At 38.1% G+C, this 18,658-nt stretch carries 19 protein-coding genes and 2 tRNA genes; 12 read left to right on the top strand and 9 right to left on the bottom strand.

All coding sequences use genetic code 11. From position 1 onward, the window contains the following. Positions 1–2: 2 nt before the first annotated feature. From QV04_RS00530 to orn, 8 genes are all read right to left on the bottom strand, one after another. Complete coding sequence (locus QV04_RS00530; protein WP_039095279.1) at positions 3–266, bottom strand: oxaloacetate decarboxylase subunit gamma; 264 nt, start codon at positions 264–266, stop codon at positions 3–5. 230 nt (positions 267–496) lie between these two features. Continuing rightward, the gene (locus QV04_RS00525) at positions 497–1,681 is read right to left on the bottom strand and encodes an NRAMP family divalent metal transporter (RefSeq protein ID WP_065230533.1); all 1,185 of its coding nucleotides are present in this window, start codon (positions 1,679–1,681) and stop codon (positions 497–499) included. A gap of 25 nt (positions 1,682–1,706) precedes the next feature. Next, on the bottom strand, positions 1,707–2,447 hold the full coding sequence (pxpA, locus tag QV04_RS00520; protein ID WP_065230532.1) for a 5-oxoprolinase subunit PxpA: 741 nt from the start codon (positions 2,445–2,447) through the stop codon (positions 1,707–1,709). After that, positions 2,434–3,366, bottom strand: a complete 933-nt coding sequence (locus tag QV04_RS00515) for a biotin-dependent carboxyltransferase family protein (RefSeq protein ID WP_065230531.1) — start codon at positions 3,364–3,366, stop codon at positions 2,434–2,436. Before QV04_RS00515 ends, pxpA begins: the two co-directional genes overlap by 14 nt. Further along, positions 3,363–4,013 carry a 5-oxoprolinase subunit PxpB gene (pxpB, locus tag QV04_RS00510; protein WP_065230530.1) on the bottom strand — a complete coding sequence of 217 codons (651 nt, stop codon included), beginning with the start codon at positions 4,011–4,013 and terminating at the stop codon, positions 3,363–3,365. The genes QV04_RS00515 and pxpB overlap by 4 nt, the downstream gene beginning before the upstream one ends. A 148-nt stretch (positions 4,014–4,161) precedes the next feature. After that, positions 4,162–4,237 (bottom strand) — tRNA-Gly (locus QV04_RS00505). Between the two features lie 24 nt (positions 4,238–4,261). Then, positions 4,262–4,337: transfer RNA gene (locus QV04_RS00500), tRNA-Gly, on the bottom strand. An 81-nt stretch (positions 4,338–4,418) separates the two neighbouring features. Further along, positions 4,419–4,967 (bottom strand): oligoribonuclease, encoded by a 549-nt coding sequence (gene orn / locus QV04_RS00495; RefSeq protein ID WP_065230529.1) that lies wholly within the window; start codon positions 4,965–4,967, stop codon positions 4,419–4,421. A 72-nt stretch (positions 4,968–5,039) separates the two neighbouring features. Between orn and rsgA the strand changes: the two genes are divergently transcribed. The 4 genes from rsgA to crr all read left to right on the top strand — a co-directional run bounded on the left by rsgA (position 5,040) and on the right by crr (position 8,988). After that, positions 5,040–6,113, top strand: coding sequence for a small ribosomal subunit biogenesis GTPase RsgA (gene rsgA, locus QV04_RS00490; RefSeq protein ID WP_065230528.1), 1,074 nt, complete (start codon positions 5,040–5,042; stop codon positions 6,111–6,113). A gap of 260 nt (positions 6,114–6,373) precedes the next feature. Then, positions 6,374–6,631 carry a phosphocarrier protein Hpr gene (gene ptsH / locus QV04_RS00485; protein ID WP_013746754.1) on the top strand — a complete coding sequence of 86 codons (258 nt, stop codon included), beginning with the start codon at positions 6,374–6,376 and terminating at the stop codon, positions 6,629–6,631. 55 nt (positions 6,632–6,686) lie between these two features. Beyond that, positions 6,687–8,414, top strand: a complete 1,728-nt coding sequence (ptsI, locus tag QV04_RS00480) for a phosphoenolpyruvate-protein phosphotransferase PtsI (protein ID WP_065230527.1) — start codon at positions 6,687–6,689, stop codon at positions 8,412–8,414. Positions 8,415–8,487: 73 nt separating this feature from the next. Then, the gene (crr, locus tag QV04_RS00475; protein WP_039136462.1) at positions 8,488–8,988 is read left to right on the top strand and encodes a PTS glucose transporter subunit IIA; all 501 of its coding nucleotides are present in this window, start codon (positions 8,488–8,490) and stop codon (positions 8,986–8,988) included. A gap of 64 nt (positions 8,989–9,052) precedes the next feature. On the opposite strand, the gene dld is transcribed toward crr, so the two are convergent. Next, positions 9,053–10,744 (bottom strand): D-lactate dehydrogenase, encoded by a 1,692-nt coding sequence (dld, locus tag QV04_RS00470; protein ID WP_065230526.1) that lies wholly within the window; start codon positions 10,742–10,744, stop codon positions 9,053–9,055. A 235-nt stretch (positions 10,745–10,979) separates the two neighbouring features. Between dld and nrdD the strand changes: the two genes are divergently transcribed. From nrdD to QV04_RS00430, 8 genes are all read left to right on the top strand, one after another. After that, positions 10,980–13,160 (top strand): anaerobic ribonucleoside-triphosphate reductase, encoded by a 2,181-nt coding sequence (gene nrdD / locus QV04_RS00465; protein ID WP_231924137.1) that lies wholly within the window; start codon positions 10,980–10,982, stop codon positions 13,158–13,160. 9 nt (positions 13,161–13,169) lie between these two features. Further along, positions 13,170–13,637, top strand: coding sequence for an anaerobic ribonucleoside-triphosphate reductase-activating protein (gene nrdG / locus QV04_RS00460; protein WP_013746759.1), 468 nt, complete (start codon positions 13,170–13,172; stop codon positions 13,635–13,637). Positions 13,638–13,810: 173 nt separating this feature from the next. After that, a complete protein-coding gene (locus QV04_RS00455) occupies positions 13,811–15,307 on the top strand; it encodes a carbon starvation protein A (RefSeq protein ID WP_065230525.1) in 1,497 nt (498 codons plus the stop codon). 65 nt (positions 15,308–15,372) lie between these two features. After that, positions 15,373–15,714: a SirB2 family protein gene (locus QV04_RS00450; protein ID WP_065230560.1), complete on the top strand. Its 342-nt coding sequence runs from the start codon at positions 15,373–15,375 to the stop codon at positions 15,712–15,714. Between the two features lie 4 nt (positions 15,715–15,718). After that, entirely contained in the window at positions 15,719–16,519 is an 801-nt protein-coding gene (locus QV04_RS00445; protein WP_065230524.1) for a TatD family hydrolase, read from the top strand. 75 nt (positions 16,520–16,594) lie between these two features. Beyond that, positions 16,595–17,572, top strand: a complete 978-nt coding sequence (gene epmA, locus QV04_RS00440; RefSeq protein WP_065230523.1) for an elongation factor P--(R)-beta-lysine ligase — start codon at positions 16,595–16,597, stop codon at positions 17,570–17,572. A gap of 14 nt (positions 17,573–17,586) precedes the next feature. Further along, a complete protein-coding gene (locus QV04_RS00435; RefSeq protein WP_065230522.1) occupies positions 17,587–17,946 on the top strand; it encodes a DUF1425 domain-containing protein in 360 nt (119 codons plus the stop codon). A 9-nt stretch (positions 17,947–17,955) separates the two neighbouring features. Next, positions 17,956–18,657, top strand: a complete 702-nt coding sequence (locus QV04_RS00430; protein WP_231924136.1) for a phosphotransferase — start codon at positions 17,956–17,958, stop codon at positions 18,655–18,657. Position 18,658: the final 1 nt, after the last annotated feature.

The raw sequence follows: 18,658 nt of genomic DNA, 5'->3' as shown, positions 1-18,658 counted from the left end.
CCTTACTTGATTCCTTGTTGACGACGATGGTGCGCTATTGCAGCAATGATGACCGGGCGCAACCGTTCGATATCATCTGTTGTTTTTGGTGCTGAAATTTGAGAGTTCTCAGTGGATGTAGTTGCAAGTGGAGGAGGGGAAAAGCGATTAATCATATTGGACATTAGGCTAATTAGAAAGATCAGTAAAATAAGAAAACCGATCACGAAGCCCATACCGGAAAACATAAGATTTACGCCTTCCATTAAGAGTTCCAGTTTAGTCATAAACAACTCCTTGCATTGATTTCAAGTCTGTCAATTATTACTAAAAAGAGAGGGAAGAAAATGCTCTTCCCATTTTTAGTGAGTGGTGATCTTAGCTTAAGATGCTAAGTTTAGAATTTGTAAAATACTTTATAACAGTCAAATTGAGTTTGCATAAAAATTTTTGCAATTCTGTGAAGTGGATCAAAAGAAATTTTGTTATTGGCACTTTATTTCTACTTCACAAGAGATTAACTGAATAATCCTCCAATGTATTTAGATAAAGTGATTGCACTTAAAATTGCCATTAAAATAACAACGATAGCACCTGATATTGTCATCCAGATTGGATGTTTATAGTTGCCAACAATTTTTGTTTTGTGTGCGGCTAATAAAATTAACCCCAACGATATAGGTAGAATTAAACCGTTTAATGTTCCGACAAAAACTAAAACTTGCGCAGGTTTACCTACTGTTGCTAATACGGCTGTTGATATAACTATAAAGGCAATAATCCAGTAGTTTTTATGTTTTTCAATTGCTGGTGAAAAACTGGTAATGAATGAAACTGATGTATAAGCAGCCCCGATAACAGATGTAATGGATGCGGCCCAAATCACGATACCGAAGATAATCAGCCCTACATTACCGGCAACGTGAGAAAATGGAGTGGAAGCTGGATTGGCGGGGTTTAGTTTAACGCCTAAGGAAACAACACCAAGCACTGCCAAAAAGAGTACGACACGCATAATAGAGGCGATTAAAATAGCAGAAACAGAACTTTTACTGACTTCTTTTAATGAATCTTGTCCTTTGATGCCGGCATCAAGTAATCTGTGCGCACCGGCAAAAGTGATATACCCACCAACTGTTCCCCCAACAAGAGTAACGATAGCGATAACATCAATTTTTTCTGGGACAAATGTGTGTACGGCAGCATCTGCTAATGGAGGCTGTGCATTGACGGCAACATAAATAGTGAGTGCAATCATCACAAACCCCATTAATTGTGCAAATCGATCCATTATTTTCCCAGCCTCTTTAAATAAGAAAATACCTACCGCAATTGCACCACTGATGATAGCTCCTACTTCGGGTTCAAGCCCAGTTAAAATATTTAAACCGAGACCAGCGCCACCAACGTTTCCTATGTTAAAAGCTAATCCTCCCATCACTATCAGAACAGCAAGGAAATAACCTGCGCCTGGTAGTACTTGATTAGCAATATCTTGAGCTTTCTTTTCTGAAACGGCAACGATTCGCCAAATATTAAGTTGAGCTCCAATATCTAATAGAATGGAAAGTAGAATAACAAAGCCGAAACTGGCTAATAACGATTGAGTAAAGGTGGCAGTTTGTGTGAGAAATCCCGGTCCGATAGCAGAGGTTGCCATTAAAAAAGCGGCACCGAGTAATGCGCTACGATTTTTTATCATAGGTACTCCTTTTTATATGATTAAATTAATTAGGGGTTAAATGAATTTGGTGTTCAATTAATGCCTTACGAATTTTTTCAGCAAATAAAATTGCGTGTTCTCCATCTCCGTGTAAACAGATACTGTCCGCTTGGATAGAAACATCTTTCCCATCAACAGTTTTCACCGAACCTTGTAAGACCATTTGTAGAACTTGGCTAATTGCTTCGTCATCATTATCTACTAATGCATTTGCTTGAGAACGTGGTACTAAGGAACCGTCAGCTAAATAATGACGATCTGCAAACACTTCTGAAATAATGCCCAAGCCGTGCTGCTGTGCGACTTTTAACATTAAACTGCCGGATAAACCCATCAGTTTAAGTGAAGGATCAAATTGCTTAATCGTTAGCGCAATTAATGTTGCCAACGATTCATCTTTAGCTGCTTGATTGTATAACGCACCGTGAGGCTTAACATAGGATAGTGAAACACCTTCGGCATCACATAAGGCTTTGACGGCACCGAGTTGGTATAGCAAACAGGCTTTTAGCTCTTCATCGGGTAACTGCATATTGGTGCGTCCAAAATTTTCTCTATCCGGAAAACTGGGATGTGCACCGATACGCACATTGTTTTCTTTAGCCCATCGAATTGCTTTATGCATTTCATTAAAATCACCGGCGTGTAGTCCGCAGGCAATATTAGCGGAAGTGACTAACTGCAATAAGTGTTGATCGTTACTACAGCCTTCGGCGAGATCAACATTCAAATCAACGTGTTTCATTTATAACTCTCCGTATATTGTTGAGATAATTCTGATTTTTTTGATAAATTTCTAATGCGTATTGTCGTGAAGTTAATTGGAAATAGATCTCGCTACCAAAAGGGTTTTGAGCTAAACGTCCAAGATCAGCTTGAATAACACAACCCAATTTAGGGTAACCTCCGGTAGTTTGTGTATCTGCCATTAAAATTATCGGTTGACCGTCCGGTGGTACTTGTATTGTCCCCATTGGTGCGGCATAAGAAAGCATTTCGAGTGTACTTTTTAATTTCAAAGGTTGTTCGCCGTAGAAACGGTAGCCCATACGGTTACTGTTTGCTGCTAATTTCCACGCTTGTTCTGTAAAACTTTGCTGACTTTCTGTGGTAAAAGAATCAAATTCAGAGGAAGTAATCACATAAATATGGTTAGTAAAAGAAATAGGCTCGATACCGATAGATGATAATGTTTGGTCGCGTTTTACCGTAGGAATATGATCACCTGCTTTTAATAAACGACCGCAATAACCGCCAAAAGCTGCCTTGATATCTGTACTGTAAGAATCCAATACTTTAGGTACTAAAAAACCACCAGCGACACAGAGATAAGCATAATTTCCTTGTGTGATACGTTTAATTGTTAAGCGTTGTCTAGCTTTGGCAGTATAACGCCAATAGGAGTAGATTGGTGTATCATCAAGATTAGCTTCACATAATGCACCAGTGATACAAAATGGGGTATCGCAATCGAAAGTAATGCTTAATCCCCCTAGTGTAATTTCAATTGCAGGAGTATTTTCTTCATTATGTAATAAAATATTTCCTGCTTGTAATGCAAGTGTATCCATTGCGCCTGCGTGACCAATCCCGAAATTGCGATATCCGAAACGTCCTAAATCTTGAATGTGAGCAAATGCATTGATATTTTCAATATAAATCATAGTTGAATACTCTCTGCGATAAAACGAACATTATCACCAGCTTGCAATAGAACCGGGGGAGTTTGTTGAATATCAAAAAGTGGCATTTCTGTTCTACCGATAAGTTGCCAACCTCCCGGTGAAGTAAATGGGTAAACTCCGGTTTGACTACCACCGATGCCAACTGAACCAGCAGGTACTTTGGTGCGAGGTTGGCTACGTCTTGGTGTATGTAAATTTTTCGGTAGACCACCTAAATAGGGAAATCCTGGTTGGAATCCCATCATAAATACGGTGTAGGTAGATGTGGTGTGGCGATGAATAATCTCTTTGGTGGTAGTTTGATGAAATTGGGCAACAGTAAAAAGATCCTCACCAAACTCTCCACCGTAATGAACTGGAATTTCGATTAATCGTGGTTGATGCTGAAATTGTTGCCGTTCTGATTGTTGCCATAACTGCTTCAGTTTTTTCTCTAATGCCGTTATATCAGTATCAATATGATAATAGATAGTGAAATTATTCATACCGACAACGACTTCTTCTACATCAGTGAAATGACGTGCGGAATCAGCCATAAACCAAATTCTTTGTTGTTTACTTAATTCTGCCGGAGGCGGTAATAAGACAAGTAATGAATGTTCGCTAGTATAGGAAAATGTAATCATTAGTGATAACTCCCGTTAAAAAACAGTTAAGTTTTTAAAGGTAATTGCAACAGCTGTCAAATAAAAAAAGAGAATCTAGAGTAGCAAAAATCAGAAATGTGATCTTACTCTCAAATTGGTAAATACATTTTGATAAAAATAAAAAAATTGGAGCGGGAAACGAGGCTCGAACTCGCGACCCCGACCTTGGCAAGGTCGTGCTCTACCAACTGAGCTATTCCCGCATTATAGAAAAATAGGAGGAAAAATGGAGCGGGAAACGAGGCTCGAACTCGCGACCCCGACCTTGGCAAGGTCGTGCTCTACCAACTGAGCTATTCCCGCATAACGGTAGTGCATTATACGAATATTTTTCGTCAGTGCAACTACCGAACAAGAAAATCTGATGATTTATCAAGCAGTCGATTAATCAAGATTGATAAAGTGTTGGCGATAGTACGCTAATTCAGCAATAGATTCGCGAATATCATCCAATGCTAAATGTGAATTTTTCTTTTTAAAGCCCGATAAAATTTCCGGTTTCCAACGGGCAGCCAATTCTTTCAATGTACTAACATCAAGATAGCGATAATGAAAATAATCGGCTAAGTCGGGCATATAGTTAAAAATGAAACGTTTATCTTGTGCAACGCTGTTACCGCAAATTGGTGAAGCTCCTTTGGGTACCCATTTTTTCAGAAAATCAATAGTTTGTAATTCAGCTGCACGTTCTGTTAATTTACTTTGTCGAACTCGCTCAATTAAGCCGTTTGCATTATGTGTTTTTTGGCACCATTCATTCATTCCAGCCAAAACTTTATCATCTTGTTTGATTGCTAATACTGGGCCTTCTGCAAGAATATTCAAGTTTTTATCAGTAATAATAGTAGCTATTTCAATGATCCTGTCTTTATTAGGATCAAGTCCTGTCATTTCTAAATCAATCCAGATGAGATTTTGTTTATCTAATTGCATATATCGGGTATCCTTTATTCTAATTTTGTGCAACATTTTACGCTATTTTTATAAAAACGATAAGGAGCGAAATTGAGTAAACGTAAGCTGACGTACAATCAACAACGGCGAATAGCCTCTAATCAGCATAGAAATTTGCATAAACATCAACAACAATTAAAACAGCAAGATGCTTGGAGTGAGGATATGTTGGGGGCGGTGGAAGAGGGTGTTGTTGTGACACGTTATTCGCAACACGCTGATGTAGAAAATATCCAAGGAGAAAAGTTTCGCTGTAATTTACGTCGAACGTTGGCTGATATTGTGGTCGGTGATCGAGTTATTTGGCGCAAAGGCTTACAGGAAATGGATGGTATTAGCGGTGTGATTGAAGCAAAACACCCACGCCAAAGTGAGTTGACTCGTCCGGATTATTACGATGGCTTAAAGGTTATTGCCGCCAATATTGATCAAATCGCTATCGTTTCAGCTATTATGCCAAAATTGTCATTAAATATTATTGACCGCTATTTAGTGATTTGTGAAAAGGCAAATATTACACCTATTATCATCGTTAATAAGGTGGATTTGTTAGATGATGAACAACGTGACAAAGTAAAAAATTTACTGATGATTTATCAGAAAATAGGCTATCAAACCTTAATGTTGTCCACTTTAACGGGCGAAGGGATGAATGAACTGACAACATTATTATCGCAGGGAAACTCTATTTTTGTTGGGCAATCAGGTGTTGGAAAGTCCAGCTTGGTGAATGCTATTCTCCCAGAAATTAAAACGGAAGTGGGGGAAGTCAGTGAATCTTCTGGTTTAGGACAGCATACGACGACAGCATCAACGCTTTACCATTTACCACAAGGTGGCAATTTGATCGATTCACCCGGTATTCGTGAATTCGGGTTGTGGCATTTAGAAACTGATGATATTACTCGTGGTTATCGAGAATTTTTACCTTATTTGGGGACTTGTAAGTTTAAAGACTGTAAACATCTTCAAGATCCGGGATGCTCAATAAGAGAGGCGGTAGAAGAAGGCGTGATTGATCCTATCCGTTTGGAAAATTATCACCGTTTAATTGCAGCTAAAAATGAAACAAAATCCCAACGACATTTTAGTAGCGCTAAGATGAGAAAAGAAAAAAGTATTTGATTTCTGTTTAAATATTCGGCAACTGGGTTATTTTTTCTTAAAATTATTTAATAAAAATACGTAATTTTGTGCGGTAACGCAAATTTTCGAGGATTTATACTTGATTCTTAGCGAAGAATGTCGATACTAGCGATGACATTTATTTTATAAAATAAAATAAATATTGAAAAAATGTTGCTATTCTACATTTTGCGTTGCAGTTAAACGATAAAGTGTAGTTATTTTTTATTTAACCATCTATGAGATTTAAGGAGAGAAAAATGTATTCTCAAGAAATTACCATCACTGCGCCAAATGGTTTACACACTCGTCCAGCTGCTCAATTTGTAAAAGAAGCCAAAGGTTTCTCATCAGATATTACCGTGACTTCAGGCGGTAAAAGTGCAAGTGCAAAGAGTTTGTTTAAATTACAAACCTTAGGGTTAACTCAAGGTACTACAATCACTATCTCTGCAGAAGGTGAAGATGAAGTTGCGGCGGTTGATCATCTTGTCGCATTAATTCCGACTTTAGAATAATTTATTCCGAAGTTATCATTCTGTTCTATTTAGTGATTTTAAAGAAGGTTATATTATGATTTCAGGTATTTTAGCTTCCCCAGGCATTGTTTTTGGTAAAGCCTTAGTATTGAAAGAGGAACAAATTGTTCTTGATAAACGTAAAATTTCCGATGATGAAGTGGAAAGCGAAGTTGCTCGATTCTACAGAGGTAGAGAAGCGGCGGTAGCACAGTTAACTGCAATCAAGGAAAAGGCACGTCAAACTTTAGGTGAAGAAAAAGAAGCCATTTTTGAAGGTCATTTAATGATCTTGGAAGATGAGGAGTTGGAAGAAGAAATCATAGCTTATTTAAAAGAACATAAAGTAACAGCGGATGTTGCGGCTTCTGTCATTATTGATCAGCAAGTCGCAATGCTTTCTGATATTGATGATGAATATCTTAAAGAGCGTGCCGGAGATATTCGTGATATTGGAAATCGTTTATTGAAAAATATTTTAGGTATGAACATTATAGATTTGGGTGAAATTTCGGAAGAATCTATTTTAGTAGCATATGATCTTACTCCATCAGAAACTGCACAGCTTAATTTAGATAAAGTGCTTGGTTTTATTACTGATATTGGAGGAAGAACATCCCATACCTCTATTATGGCACGTTCTTTAGAATTACCTGCAATTGTTGGTACAAATGATGTTACTTCACGCATTAATACCGGTGATTATGTTGTACTTGATGCAATTAATAATGCTGTTTATGTTAATCCTACAGAAGAAGAAATAAGCCATTTACGAGCATTAGAACAAAAATATAAAGAAGAAAAAGCGGAATTAATTAAATTAAAAGATTTGCCAGCAGTTACGTTAGATGGTCGTCAAGTTGATGTTTGTGCCAATATTGGGACAATTCGTGATATTGATGGAGCAGAACGTAATGGTGCGGAAGGTGTTGGTTTATATCGTACAGAATTTTTATTTATGGATCGTGATCAGCTACCAAGCGAAGAAGAGCAATTCCAAGCATATAAAGCGGTAGTGGAAGCGATGAAAAACCGTTTAGTTATTTTACGTACAATGGATATTGGTGGCGATAAAGATTTGCCTTATATGAATTTGCCGAAAGAGATGAACCCTTTCTTAGGTTGGCGCGCTATCCGTATTGCGTTGGATCGTCGAGAAATTTTAATTGCTCAGTTAAGAGCGGTTTTACGTGCTTCAGCATTTGGTAAATTAGCTGTAATGTTTCCAATGATCATTTCCGTTGAGGAAGTGCGGGAATTGAAAGCGGTATTGGAAACATTAAAACAACAGTTACGTGAAGAAGGTAAAGATTTTGATGAGAATATTCAAGTTGGCGTAATGGTTGAAACACCGTCAGCAGCTGTTAATGCTAAATTCTTAGCGAAAGAAGTTGATTTCTTTAGTATCGGAACAAATGACTTAACACAATATACATTGGCAGTGGATCGTGGTAATGAATTGATTTCTCATCTTTATAATCCATTGACACCTTCAGTATTATCATTAATCAAACAAGTAATTGATGCTTCACACGCTGAGGGGAAATGGACAGGAATGTGTGGTGAATTAGCTGGGGATGAAAAAGCAACCATACTATTGCTTGGTATGGGCTTGGATGAGTTCAGTATGAGTGCAATTTCTGTGCCGAAAATTAAGAAATTAATCCGTAATGTAAATTATCAGGATGCACAGGATCTTGCAAAAGAAGTTTTACAGCAGCCTACAGCAGAAGATATTGAACAACTTATTTCTAATTTTTTAGCTGAAAAAGCATTAAATTAGATACAAATATAAAATTTTCCGCTAATATTAAGCACAGCTTGAGCTTAGAAATGATTCTGATAAGGAGAAGAAAATGGGTTTATTCGATAAACTATTCGGTTCTAAAGAAAATAAATCTGTTGAAGTGCAGATTTATGCACCGTTAACAGGTGAAATTGTTAATATTGAAGATGTTCCAGATGTTGTATTTTCTGAGAAAATCGTAGGCGATGGAGTTGCAATTCGTCCTACCGGCAATAAAATTGTAGCACCGGTTGATGGTGTTATCGGTAAGATTTTTGAAACTAATCACGCTTTCTCAATGGAGTCAAAAGAAGGTGTTGAATTATTTGTCCACTTTGGTATTGATACGGTAGAACTAAAAGGTGAAGGTTTTAATCGTGTTGCACAAGAAGGACAAACTGTGAAACGTGGTGATACAGTAATCGAATTAGATCTTGAATTATTGGAAGCAAAGGCAAAATCAGTATTAACTCCAATTGTTATCTCTAATATGGATGAAGTGACACATATGGAGAAAAAATCTGGTGAAGCAGTTGCCGGAGAATCTGTTGTATTAGTAATTAGAAAATAATTGCTGTCATCATCAAAGATTAAAAACCACATTGTTTTAGACAATGTGGTTTTTGTTTTTAGGTTTATGCCCAATATTTTTTCTTAGATGTTTTACCGATACCCGGATTGAAACTATTTGTCGGATCTAACTGTTGATAGAATTTTTTCAAAGTCGGTTTGGCATGATAAAGATGCCCAACGTTGTGTTCTGCCGGATATTGCGCACCGCGTTGATCCAGTAATACCAACATTTCTTCTTCTAGCTGCTGAGTATCCACACCTTTTTTAATGATGTAATCCTGATGGAAAACGTGGCACATAAAGTGTCCATAATAGAGTTTATGGATACATTTTTGATTAATGTTGTCCGGTAAGGTTTCAAACCATTCTCTGTCATTACGGCGTAAAGCAACATCCAGTGCGACAATATCTTCCACCTGTTGGTGGTGAATAATGCGATAACGTACCGCTGCGCCGGCAACTGCAAAACGGTGTAGCATTGCTGCTTGCGCCTCTTGTGGATTGCATTCAAAAAATGCACCACCCTTATTCGAGAAATAGTCTTGTAAAAAGTTTCTGGCTTCATTAATACCGTTATTTGCCATTTTTAAAATCAAATGATGTTCATATTGATCACGATAATCACGCAGTTTTTGCGGTAAATGTTGTGGTAATAGATGGCTTGCAAGTTGCATTAATTTATCGGAGATATTTTCCGGTAAAAACGGGATTTTGTGACAAAAACGATCAACATTATTCTTTAATTTAAATAATTTAGGTAAGTTGTTAGTGCCAAGAATTTTAATTGCCCAGAATGTGTCTTTGCCATAGATTGCTGCAACATCAAATGCCTCGCGATGAATATATTCACCTGAAATTGGCAACTGTTTAAATTCAGCTAAAATGGTGCGACGAATATCATTTAGTTCGTGAATATCATTAGTACCGATATAGAAAACCTGTGTATTTTTTTCTAATGGGAAAGTATCTACCCGAACCGCGAAAACCATCAATTTACCGGCGCAGCCGGAGGCCTCATATAAACGGTTAGGATCGGCATTAAAGCGTGCCGGCGTGTCTTCATCAACTTGACGTACGTGATCGCAATAGTAGTGATCGTGTCCGACACCGACATCATTATGAATATCTTGCTCTGTATAATCTTGATTTTCTAAACGGGTTAAAATTTCTTCAGGTGAAGAGCCTAAATCAACGCCTAGATGGTTGACCAATTTTAATTCTCCTTGCTGATCAATTTGTGCAAAGAGCGCCATTTGTGTATAAGCCGGCCCACGCTGAACCAAAGAACCGCCGGAATTATTGCAAATACCGCCTAATACAGATGCGCCTAAACAGGACGAACCAATCACGGAGTGTGCCTCTCTGCCGTGTTTAGCTAACTTTTGTTCCAACTTAAATAAGGTGCTTCCCGGTAAGCAGATTGCTTGTTCTGCATTGTTAATCGTTTGGATTTTGTCTAAACGCATCGTGTTGACGATCACAATATCTCTATCGTAATCATTGCCGTCCGGTGTAGAGCCGCCGGTTAATCCGGTATTGGTAGCTTGTGTTATCACAATCACATCGGCAGCAACACAGGCTTGTAAAATTTTCCACTGTTCCAACAGTGATCCCGGCAACGCAACGGCGATCGCTTTGCCCTCTCCAAAACGGAAACCTTGTCGATAAGGTAAGGTTTTGGCTTCATCGGTAAGTAGGTATGGTTTGCCAACGATCTGTTGCAGTTGTTGAATGAGAGATTGTTTATTGTTCATAAAACACTCCTTTGTTTATCAGTAGGAAAAATAAATTTTAGAAATGTTAAATTTGTTAAATATTAGTGATTATAGTGCCACTAAGGCATAATGGCTATCTTTTTTGAAGCAGGAAAAAACATTTTACAAGTTAGTAAAATGCACTGAAAAATAGCAACAAAACACAATATATTGTGTTTGCATTATGAAAAATATCTATATATAGTATCTCCCGATTTTAAAAAAGGAGATTGCTATGCTCACTTATACCTCTCAACAACAACTTAATTCTGTAAATTATCAAGATCTCTCTGTTTTACCGATTGTGATTAAACGTGATGGATCTAAAGCGCAGTTTGATGCTCAATTTATTTTAAATGCGATGAAAAAGGCAGCACAGGCGGTCAATATTGAGGATGACGGCTATTTTGAACAACTCAGTCAGGAAATCAGTTTTGAAATTCTGAACGGGGTGAATCAACAGATTGATATTGCTGATATTCAACAGGTGGTCGAAAACCATTTAATGCAAAGCCGGTATCCTCAAGTAGCGCGTGCTTATATTGAATATCGCCACGATAGAGATAAAGAGCGTGAAAAACGCAGCCAATTAACGCAAGAAATTGAAGGGCTGATTGAACAAAATAATGTGCTGCTAATGAATGAAAATGCCAATAAAGATGCGAAAGTGATTCCGACACAACGAGATTTATTGGCAGGCATTGTTGCACGTCATTATGCGAAAAGTTATTTGTTGCCGAAAGAGGTGGTTCAGGCACACGAACGTGGCGAAATTCACTATCACGATTTGGATTATTCCCCATTTTTCCCAATGTTTAACTGTATGTTGGTTGATTTGCAGGGAATGTTGACCAATGGTTTTAAAATGGGCAATGCTGAAATTGAGCCGCCAAAATCGATTACAACTGCAACGGCGGTAACCGCTCAAATTATTGCTCAAGTGGCGAGCCATATTTATGGTGGAACAACCATTGATCGCTTGGACGAAGTGTTAGCGCCTTATGTTGAAAAAAGTTACCAAAAACATCTGCATAATGCAGAAGTGTGGCATATTCCTGATCGGGAGGGGTATGCAAAAGCTTTAATCGAAAAAGAGTGCTTTGATGCATTTCAATCTTTGGAGTATGAAGTCAATACGTTGCATACCGCTAATGGACAAACTCCATTTGTTACCTTCGGTTTTGGGCTGGGGACAAGTTGGCAGGCAAAATTAATTCAACGTTCGATTTTGCAGAATCGTATTGTAGGCTTAGGCAAAAACCATAAAACCGCTGTATTTCCTAAATTAGTGTTTACGATTAAACGTGGTTTAAATCAGCAGCCACAAGATCCGAATTATGATATTAAACGGTTGGCATTGGAATGTGCGTCTAAAAGAATGTATCCGGATATTCTTAATTATGATCAGGTGGTGAAAGTGACAGGTTCATTTAAAGCACCGATGGGCTGTCGTAGTTTCTTAGGGCGTTATGTTGAGAATGGTAAGGAAATTCACGCCGGACGTAATAATCTTGGTGTGGTGAGCATTAATTTACCGCGTATTGCGTTGGAGGCTCAACACGATGAACAACGTTTTTATCATATTTTAGATCAGCGTTTAGCGATTGCTAAACAAGCCTTATTAACCCGAATTGCACGCTTGGAACAAACCAAGGCAAGAGTAGCACCGATTCTCTATATGGAGGGCGCTTGCGGAGTGAGATTGAAAGCAGATGACAATGTTGCAGACATCTTTAAGCAGGGCAGAGCTTCAATTTCACTCGGTTATATCGGTATTCACGAAACGATCAATGCGTTATATGGACAAGGTCATATTTTTGATTCTGACAAATTACGGGAAAAAGGTGTGGCAATTGTGCGTTATCTCAGCGAAGCAACCAAAAAATGGCAGGCGGAAACCGGCTATGCTTTCAGTTTATATTCAACACCAAGTGAGAGCCTGTGTGATCGTTTTTGTCGTTTGGACAGCAAGCAGTTCGGCGTTGTTGAAGGGGTAACCGACAAAGGTTATTACACCAACAGCTTCCATTTGGATGTTGAGAAAAAAGTGAATCCTTACGATAAATTGGATTTTGAAATGGTGTATCCGCCTTTAGCGAGCGGCGGTTTTATCTGCTATGGAGAGTATCCTAATTTGCAACATAACCTAAAAGCTTTGGAGGATGTCTGGGATTATAGTTATGACCGAGTGCCTTATTATGGTACTAATACGCCGATCGATGAGTGTTATCAGTGTGGATTTACCGGTGAATTTGAGTGTACCAGTAAAGGCTTTGTTTGTCCGAAATGCGGTAATCACGATAGTGCTAAAGTGTCGGTTATTCGCCGGGTGTGCGGTTATTTGGGCAGTCCGGATGCCAGACCTTTTAATCCTGGAAAACAGGAAGAGGTAAAAAGACGGGTTAAACATTTATAAGGCTTGAAAATGAATTATCTACAATATTATCCGGTTGATGTCGTTAACGGTGAAGGAACACGCTGCACGCTGTTCGTTGCCGGTTGTACTCACCAGTGTCGAGGCTGTTATAACCAAAAAAGTTGGTCGTTTGATGCCGGTGTGCCTTTTACCGATGCTATGGAAGAACAGATTATTCGGGATTTACAGGATACACGTATTCGTCGTCAGGGGCTATCGCTCTCCGGCGGCGATCCGCTACATCCGCGAAATGTTGAAAGACTGTTGCCATTAGTGAAACGCATTAAAACGGAGTGCAAAGGCAAAGATATTTGGTGCTGGACAGGGTATCGTTTAGCGGAATTAAATCAACAACAGCGAGAAATGTTACAGTATATTGATGTTTTGATTGATGGTAAGTTCATACAAGAGCAGGCAGATCCAAGTCTGGTTTGGCGTGGTTCTGCTAATCAGGTTATCTACCGCTTTAACATTTAGATTACTTTTTAGGCTAAAATTTATAACTATTTTTAGTTATAACTGCTAAAAATTTAATCATATAAAGCGGATTGTTGTGATATTAATCACATCTTTACAGAAATTTTTAACAATAAGTTAAGGCTTTTGCTAGAATTTGTCCGTTTTGAACAACTATTGTTAAAGGTGAAATTATGTTGTGGTTCATTATTGCAGTTGCTTTATTAATAGCTGGCTATTTTATTTATGGATCTATCGTAGAGAAAGTTTTTAAGATTAATCCTAAACGTGAAACGCCAGCACATTTAATGGCAGATGGTGTTGACTATGTTCCTATGTCTAAAGGCAAAATTTGGTTAATTCAATTATTAAATATTGCAGGGACTGGGCCAATTTTTGGACCAATACTTGGTGCATTATACGGGCCAGTAGCAATGTTATGGATTGTTTTTGGTTGTATTTTTGCTGGAGCAGTACACGATTATTTTAGTGGTATGTTGAGTGTGCGTAATGGTGGTGCTTCCGTGCCTAATTTAGCCGGTAAATATTTAGGACAACCAGCCAAACATTTTATGAATATTTTGGCACTGCTATTGTTGGTATTAGTTGGGGTAGTATTTGTTACTTCACCTGCTAATTTATTGACTAACCTTACAGTTAATGAATTACCACGTTTCTTTGATGTTTCTTTTGATAAAAGTTCAACTTTAGCTATTTGGACATTAATTATTTTTGCCTACTATATTGTAGCCACACTTGTGCCGGTAGATAAAATTATTGGTCGAATCTACCCATTATTCGGTGCTTTATTGTTATTTATGTCTGCAGGAATGTTCATTGCATTATTAGTTGAAGGCAAACCTTTGTTCCATTCCTTTGGCGGAGATATATCATTAACGGATTTCTTTAAAAATCTTAATCCATCAGGTTTACCACTTTGGCCATTATTATTTGTAACTATTGCTTGCGGTGCAGTTTCAGGTTTCCACGCTACACAATCACCATTAATGGCGCGTTGTATGGAAAACGAAAAAGAAGGAAGGTTTGTATTCTATGGTGCGATGATCGGTGAGGGTATTATTGCTCTTATTTGGTGTGCAGTAGGTTTAACTTTCTATGATAGCCCTGAATTAATGAATGAAGCGATTAAAGCTGGAACACCGGCACAAGTAGTTTATGAATCAGCAACAACTATGCTAGGTATGTTTGGTGGTTTCTTAGCAGTACTTGGTGTGGTAGTGTTGCCAATTACTTCTGGGGATACTTCATTCCGTGCAGCTCGATTAATTATCGCTGAATTTTTCAAAATTGATCAGCGCCATTTAGTTAAACGATTAATTATTGCTATTCCATTATTCGTTATAGGATTCATTATCTCTAAAGTAGATTTCCAAGTGATTTGGCGTTATTTTGGTTGGGCAAACCAAACTACGGCAATGGTGATGTTATGGACAGCTGGGGCATATCTCTATCGTTATAAGAAATTTCATTGGATTTGTACTATACCGGCTATATTTATGACAATGGTTTCGGCAACTTATTTAGCATATGCGAAAATTGGCTTTGGCTTAGATTATACTGTGGCAGTATGGTTAGGTGTTGCTATGACAGTAATAGCTGTTGTTGCTTTCTTCTTGTTATTAAAACCAATTGCTAATGGAGATCCCGATTCAGAGGTTACCTCTGCTTAATTATTGATTTTAATTAATTGATTATGCAAAATAGCCATCTACTTTTATAGATGGCTATTTTTGTTATGAAAACATTCATTTACCTACATTTATTTAGTGCTTGGTTAAGTTTAATTCTGTTCGTGATTCGTGGAGGCTTGCAATTACAAGCAAAAGATTGGCGTCAATATAAATTGTTACGTGTTTTACCGCATATTATTGATACTGTTTTGCTATTGAGTGGTCTTTCTTTTCTACTCTTTTTTCAATTTCCATTAATGAATTGGTTAATAATTAAATTTATTGCTTTGGTGTTATATATTATTTTGGCAGCAAAAGCATTTAAACGACAAAATCCACAAAATAAATTCATTTTACCTGCATTAATTAGTTTTATTGTCGCGATGTTATTAGGCTATTTCCATTAATATTATGCCGTTTTTTGATACACATACGCATTTGGATTATTTGGCACAAGAGCTGAATCAATCATTATCTCATCTGGTAGCGGAAGCAAAAGCTCATCAGGTTGAGAAAATGTTGGTTGTTGGTATTAATCGACAGAGTATTGATTATTTACCGAATTGGCTTAGCGATCAACCTAACCTCTATTATGGTGTGGGATTGCATCCTCTTTTTATTGCCTCACATAAGAGTCAAGATTTGGATTATCTTGAACAGCACTTGGCACAGCAAAATAACCAATGTATTGCGGTGGCGGAAATTGGCTTGGATCGTTATCCGGCAGACATTATCACGGAGCAAATGTGGCAGAAACAGTGCGAATTTTTTGATGCACAATTAAGTTTGGCAAACCGTTACCATTTGCCGGTGAATCTACATTCTCGCCGCGCACACGATCAGCTCTATACCTTTTTAAAGCGACATCAATTGCCGAAAGCCGGTATTGTTCACGGTTTTTCCGGCAGCTATGAACAGGCGAAACGATTTGTGGATCTCGGTTATAAAATTGGTGTTGGCGGTACTATTACTTATCCACGTGCGAATAAAACTCGGCAGGCGATTGCCCGTTTGCCGTTATCTGCTTTGGTGCTTGAAACTGATAGTCCGGATATGCCAATAATGGGCTGGCAAGGGCAGCCTAATCATCCGGCACGTTTACCGCTTATTTTTGCAGAATTATGCAAATTAAGATCGGAAAATCAGGAGAATATTGCAGAACAGCTCTGGCAAAGCAGTGTGCAGTTACTGTTGTCGGAAAAGCAGAGTTAAGCATGATGAGCTAAATTGTTATTTATAGCTGAAGTCATTACAATAAACGGATTTTCTATCGATTAAGGAATTACTATGTCAGATATTGACCAATCATTAAATTGGAAATCCACATCATCCATTCAGAACCTGTTAAAACGCGCCAAAATTATTGCTGATATTCGACAATTTTTTGTTGATCGTGGTTTATTGGAAGTTGAAACTCCAATTTTAAGCGAGTTTTCGGTGACAGATGTTCATCTTTCTACCTTCCAAACAGAATTTACACCGCCTTTTGATCAGAAAAAAACGCTGCATTTAATTACCAGCCCGGAATACCATATGAAACGCTTATTGGCAGAGGGTAGCGGTCCGATTTTCCAAATCTGCAAAGTGTTTAGGAATGAAGAGGCGGGAAAACGCCATAATCCGGAATTTACGATGTTGGAGTGGTACCGTCCTTTTTTTGATATGTATCGCTTAATCAATGAAGTGGATGATTTATTGCAACAAATTTTAGATTGTCCGCCGGTGGAATCTTTGAGCTATCAGTTTGTGTTTCAGGAATATGTCGGCGTTGATCCATTATCAGCCAGCAAAGCGGAGCTGGTAGAAAAGGCAAAGGCTCAGGGGTTGGTCAATGCGGATATGGAAGGAAGAGATACATTGTTGCAATATCTCTTCAGTGAAGTCGTGGAAAAAAATATCGGACAGGAACGCCCTATTGCGGTGTATCATTTCCCTTCAGCACAGGCGGCATTGGCACAAATCAGTTCGGAAGATCATCGTGTAGCGGAGCGTTTTGAGTTCTATTATAAAGGTTTGGAGTTAGCGAATGGTTTTCACGAATTGACAGATGCAAACGAACAAATGCACCGTTTTGAACAAGATAATCTGTTGCGTGAAAAATTGCATTTGCCGCCGCAACAAATGGATAGCCGTTTTCTGGCAGCATTGAAATCTGGAATGCCATCTTGTTCCGGTGTAGCATTGGGGGTGGATCGCTTATTAATGATTGCGTTATCGACAAACAATATTGAAGATGTCATCTCTTTTTCAATAAAAAATGCATAATAGATGGAGGCAAAATGAGAACACTTTTTTTAATGTTGAGTGTATTGCAGGGATTAAATGCTTGCTCTTCACAGATGAAGTCACCGTTGCGTAGCAATCAACCGGTGATTAATATTGAAGCTGTGTTGGCACCTTCATTGCAGGTGTCAGCCAATTCATCACAGCTCGAGATAAAAAATAGAGCTGATGAGTTGATTAAAGCTGCTTTCTTGCTGACTTGGTATGACAAAAATGGTGTTACTCAGCGTGCTAACTGGCAACAGGAAGAGCAGTGGAATGTGTTAACTTTAGCAGCACAACAACAAAAAACGATCCAGTTACAAAAGCCGAATGAAAACAGTGTGAATTACCGTGTCTATTTTAAAGCCAATTAGATAAGAAAAATGAATTTACAAACACAGGGAATAACACAAGGCAGTGAAATTGTCATCATTGATGGGATTCGTTATGTCGCTCGTTATCAAACTCCTGAATTGTTGCTGCTTGGTGTAGATCGTGAACGAGAGGCTGCCGTTTTAAACTATTTGGCTTCTGTTGATAATAAGGCAATTATTTCCCCCACAATCATAGAACAACATTCATATCAACTGGTTGTGAGCTATATTTGGGGGAAAACGGCAAAAAAATGGACGAAGCCTTTGTTAAAAAAGGTCGCAGTGGCATTAAAACAGTTACAACAGCAAACGGTTTTTGCAGCGTTGGGTGAAATTAATGTTATTGAACGTTGTACAGAGTTAGCTAAATATGCACCGAATTTAATTGCTCCATCAATACGACCAGACTTAACAGGGGTGAAAACGTTGTGCCATTTTGATTTACATCTCGGTAATATTGTAAGAGACGGTCAAAAGTTAGCTTTTATTGATTGGGAGTATGCCGGTTCTGCTCATCCGTTTTGGGAGCTGGCGTTATTTTTGCAAGCTAATCGTTTAACTACAAGGCAAGAAAATTATTTTTTAAAACATTATTTTATCAATCATCCATTGGTCTCATTTCAGCAGTGGCAAGCACAAAAAAAGGCTTGTTTGCAATGGGCAGATTATTTGATCTCACTGTGGCTTATTTGTCATCAACAATTGAATTGAA

It is taken from the genome of Gallibacterium genomosp. 1 (genome assembly GCF_001678575.1).
Classification (GTDB): Bacteria; Pseudomonadota; Gammaproteobacteria; order Enterobacterales; family Pasteurellaceae; genus Gallibacterium.
Note: the sequence above shows the minus strand (reverse complement) of the source record. Positions and strands in the feature narration are given on the sequence as shown.

Coding starts and splice junctions, on each gene's coding strand:
- QV04_RS00530 (WP_039095279.1), bottom strand. CDS start 266: ATGACTAAACTGGAACTCTTAATGGAAGGCGTAAATCTTATGTTTTCC.
- orn (WP_065230529.1), bottom strand. CDS start 4,967: ATGCAATTAGATAAACAAAATCTCATCTGGATTGATTTAGAAATGACA.
- QV04_RS00435 (WP_065230522.1), top strand. CDS start 17,587: ATGAGAACACTTTTTTTAATGTTGAGTGTATTGCAGGGATTAAATGCT.
- nrdG (WP_013746759.1), top strand. CDS start 13,170: ATGAATTATCTACAATATTATCCGGTTGATGTCGTTAACGGTGAAGGA.
- crr (WP_039136462.1), top strand. CDS start 8,488: ATGGGTTTATTCGATAAACTATTCGGTTCTAAAGAAAATAAATCTGTT.
- ptsI (WP_065230527.1), top strand. CDS start 6,687: ATGATTTCAGGTATTTTAGCTTCCCCAGGCATTGTTTTTGGTAAAGCC.
- QV04_RS00525 (WP_065230533.1), bottom strand. CDS start 1,681: ATGATAAAAAATCGTAGCGCATTACTCGGTGCCGCTTTTTTAATGGCA.
- epmA (WP_065230523.1), top strand. CDS start 16,595: ATGTCAGATATTGACCAATCATTAAATTGGAAATCCACATCATCCATT.
- pxpB (WP_065230530.1), bottom strand. CDS start 4,013: ATGATTACATTTTCCTATACTAGCGAACATTCATTACTTGTCTTATTA.
- QV04_RS00445 (WP_065230524.1), top strand. CDS start 15,719: ATGCCGTTTTTTGATACACATACGCATTTGGATTATTTGGCACAAGAG.
- QV04_RS00455 (WP_065230525.1), top strand. CDS start 13,811: ATGTTGTGGTTCATTATTGCAGTTGCTTTATTAATAGCTGGCTATTTT.
- dld (WP_065230526.1), bottom strand. CDS start 10,744: ATGAACAATAAACAATCTCTCATTCAACAACTGCAACAGATCGTTGGC.
- QV04_RS00430 (WP_231924136.1), top strand. CDS start 17,956: ATGAATTTACAAACACAGGGAATAACACAAGGCAGTGAAATTGTCATC.
- nrdD (WP_231924137.1), top strand. CDS start 10,980: ATGCTCACTTATACCTCTCAACAACAACTTAATTCTGTAAATTATCAA.
- QV04_RS00515 (WP_065230531.1), bottom strand. CDS start 3,366: ATGATTTATATTGAAAATATCAATGCATTTGCTCACATTCAAGATTTA.
- pxpA (WP_065230532.1), bottom strand. CDS start 2,447: ATGAAACACGTTGATTTGAATGTTGATCTCGCCGAAGGCTGTAGTAAC.
- ptsH (WP_013746754.1), top strand. CDS start 6,374: ATGTATTCTCAAGAAATTACCATCACTGCGCCAAATGGTTTACACACT.
- QV04_RS00450 (WP_065230560.1), top strand. CDS start 15,373: ATGAAAACATTCATTTACCTACATTTATTTAGTGCTTGGTTAAGTTTA.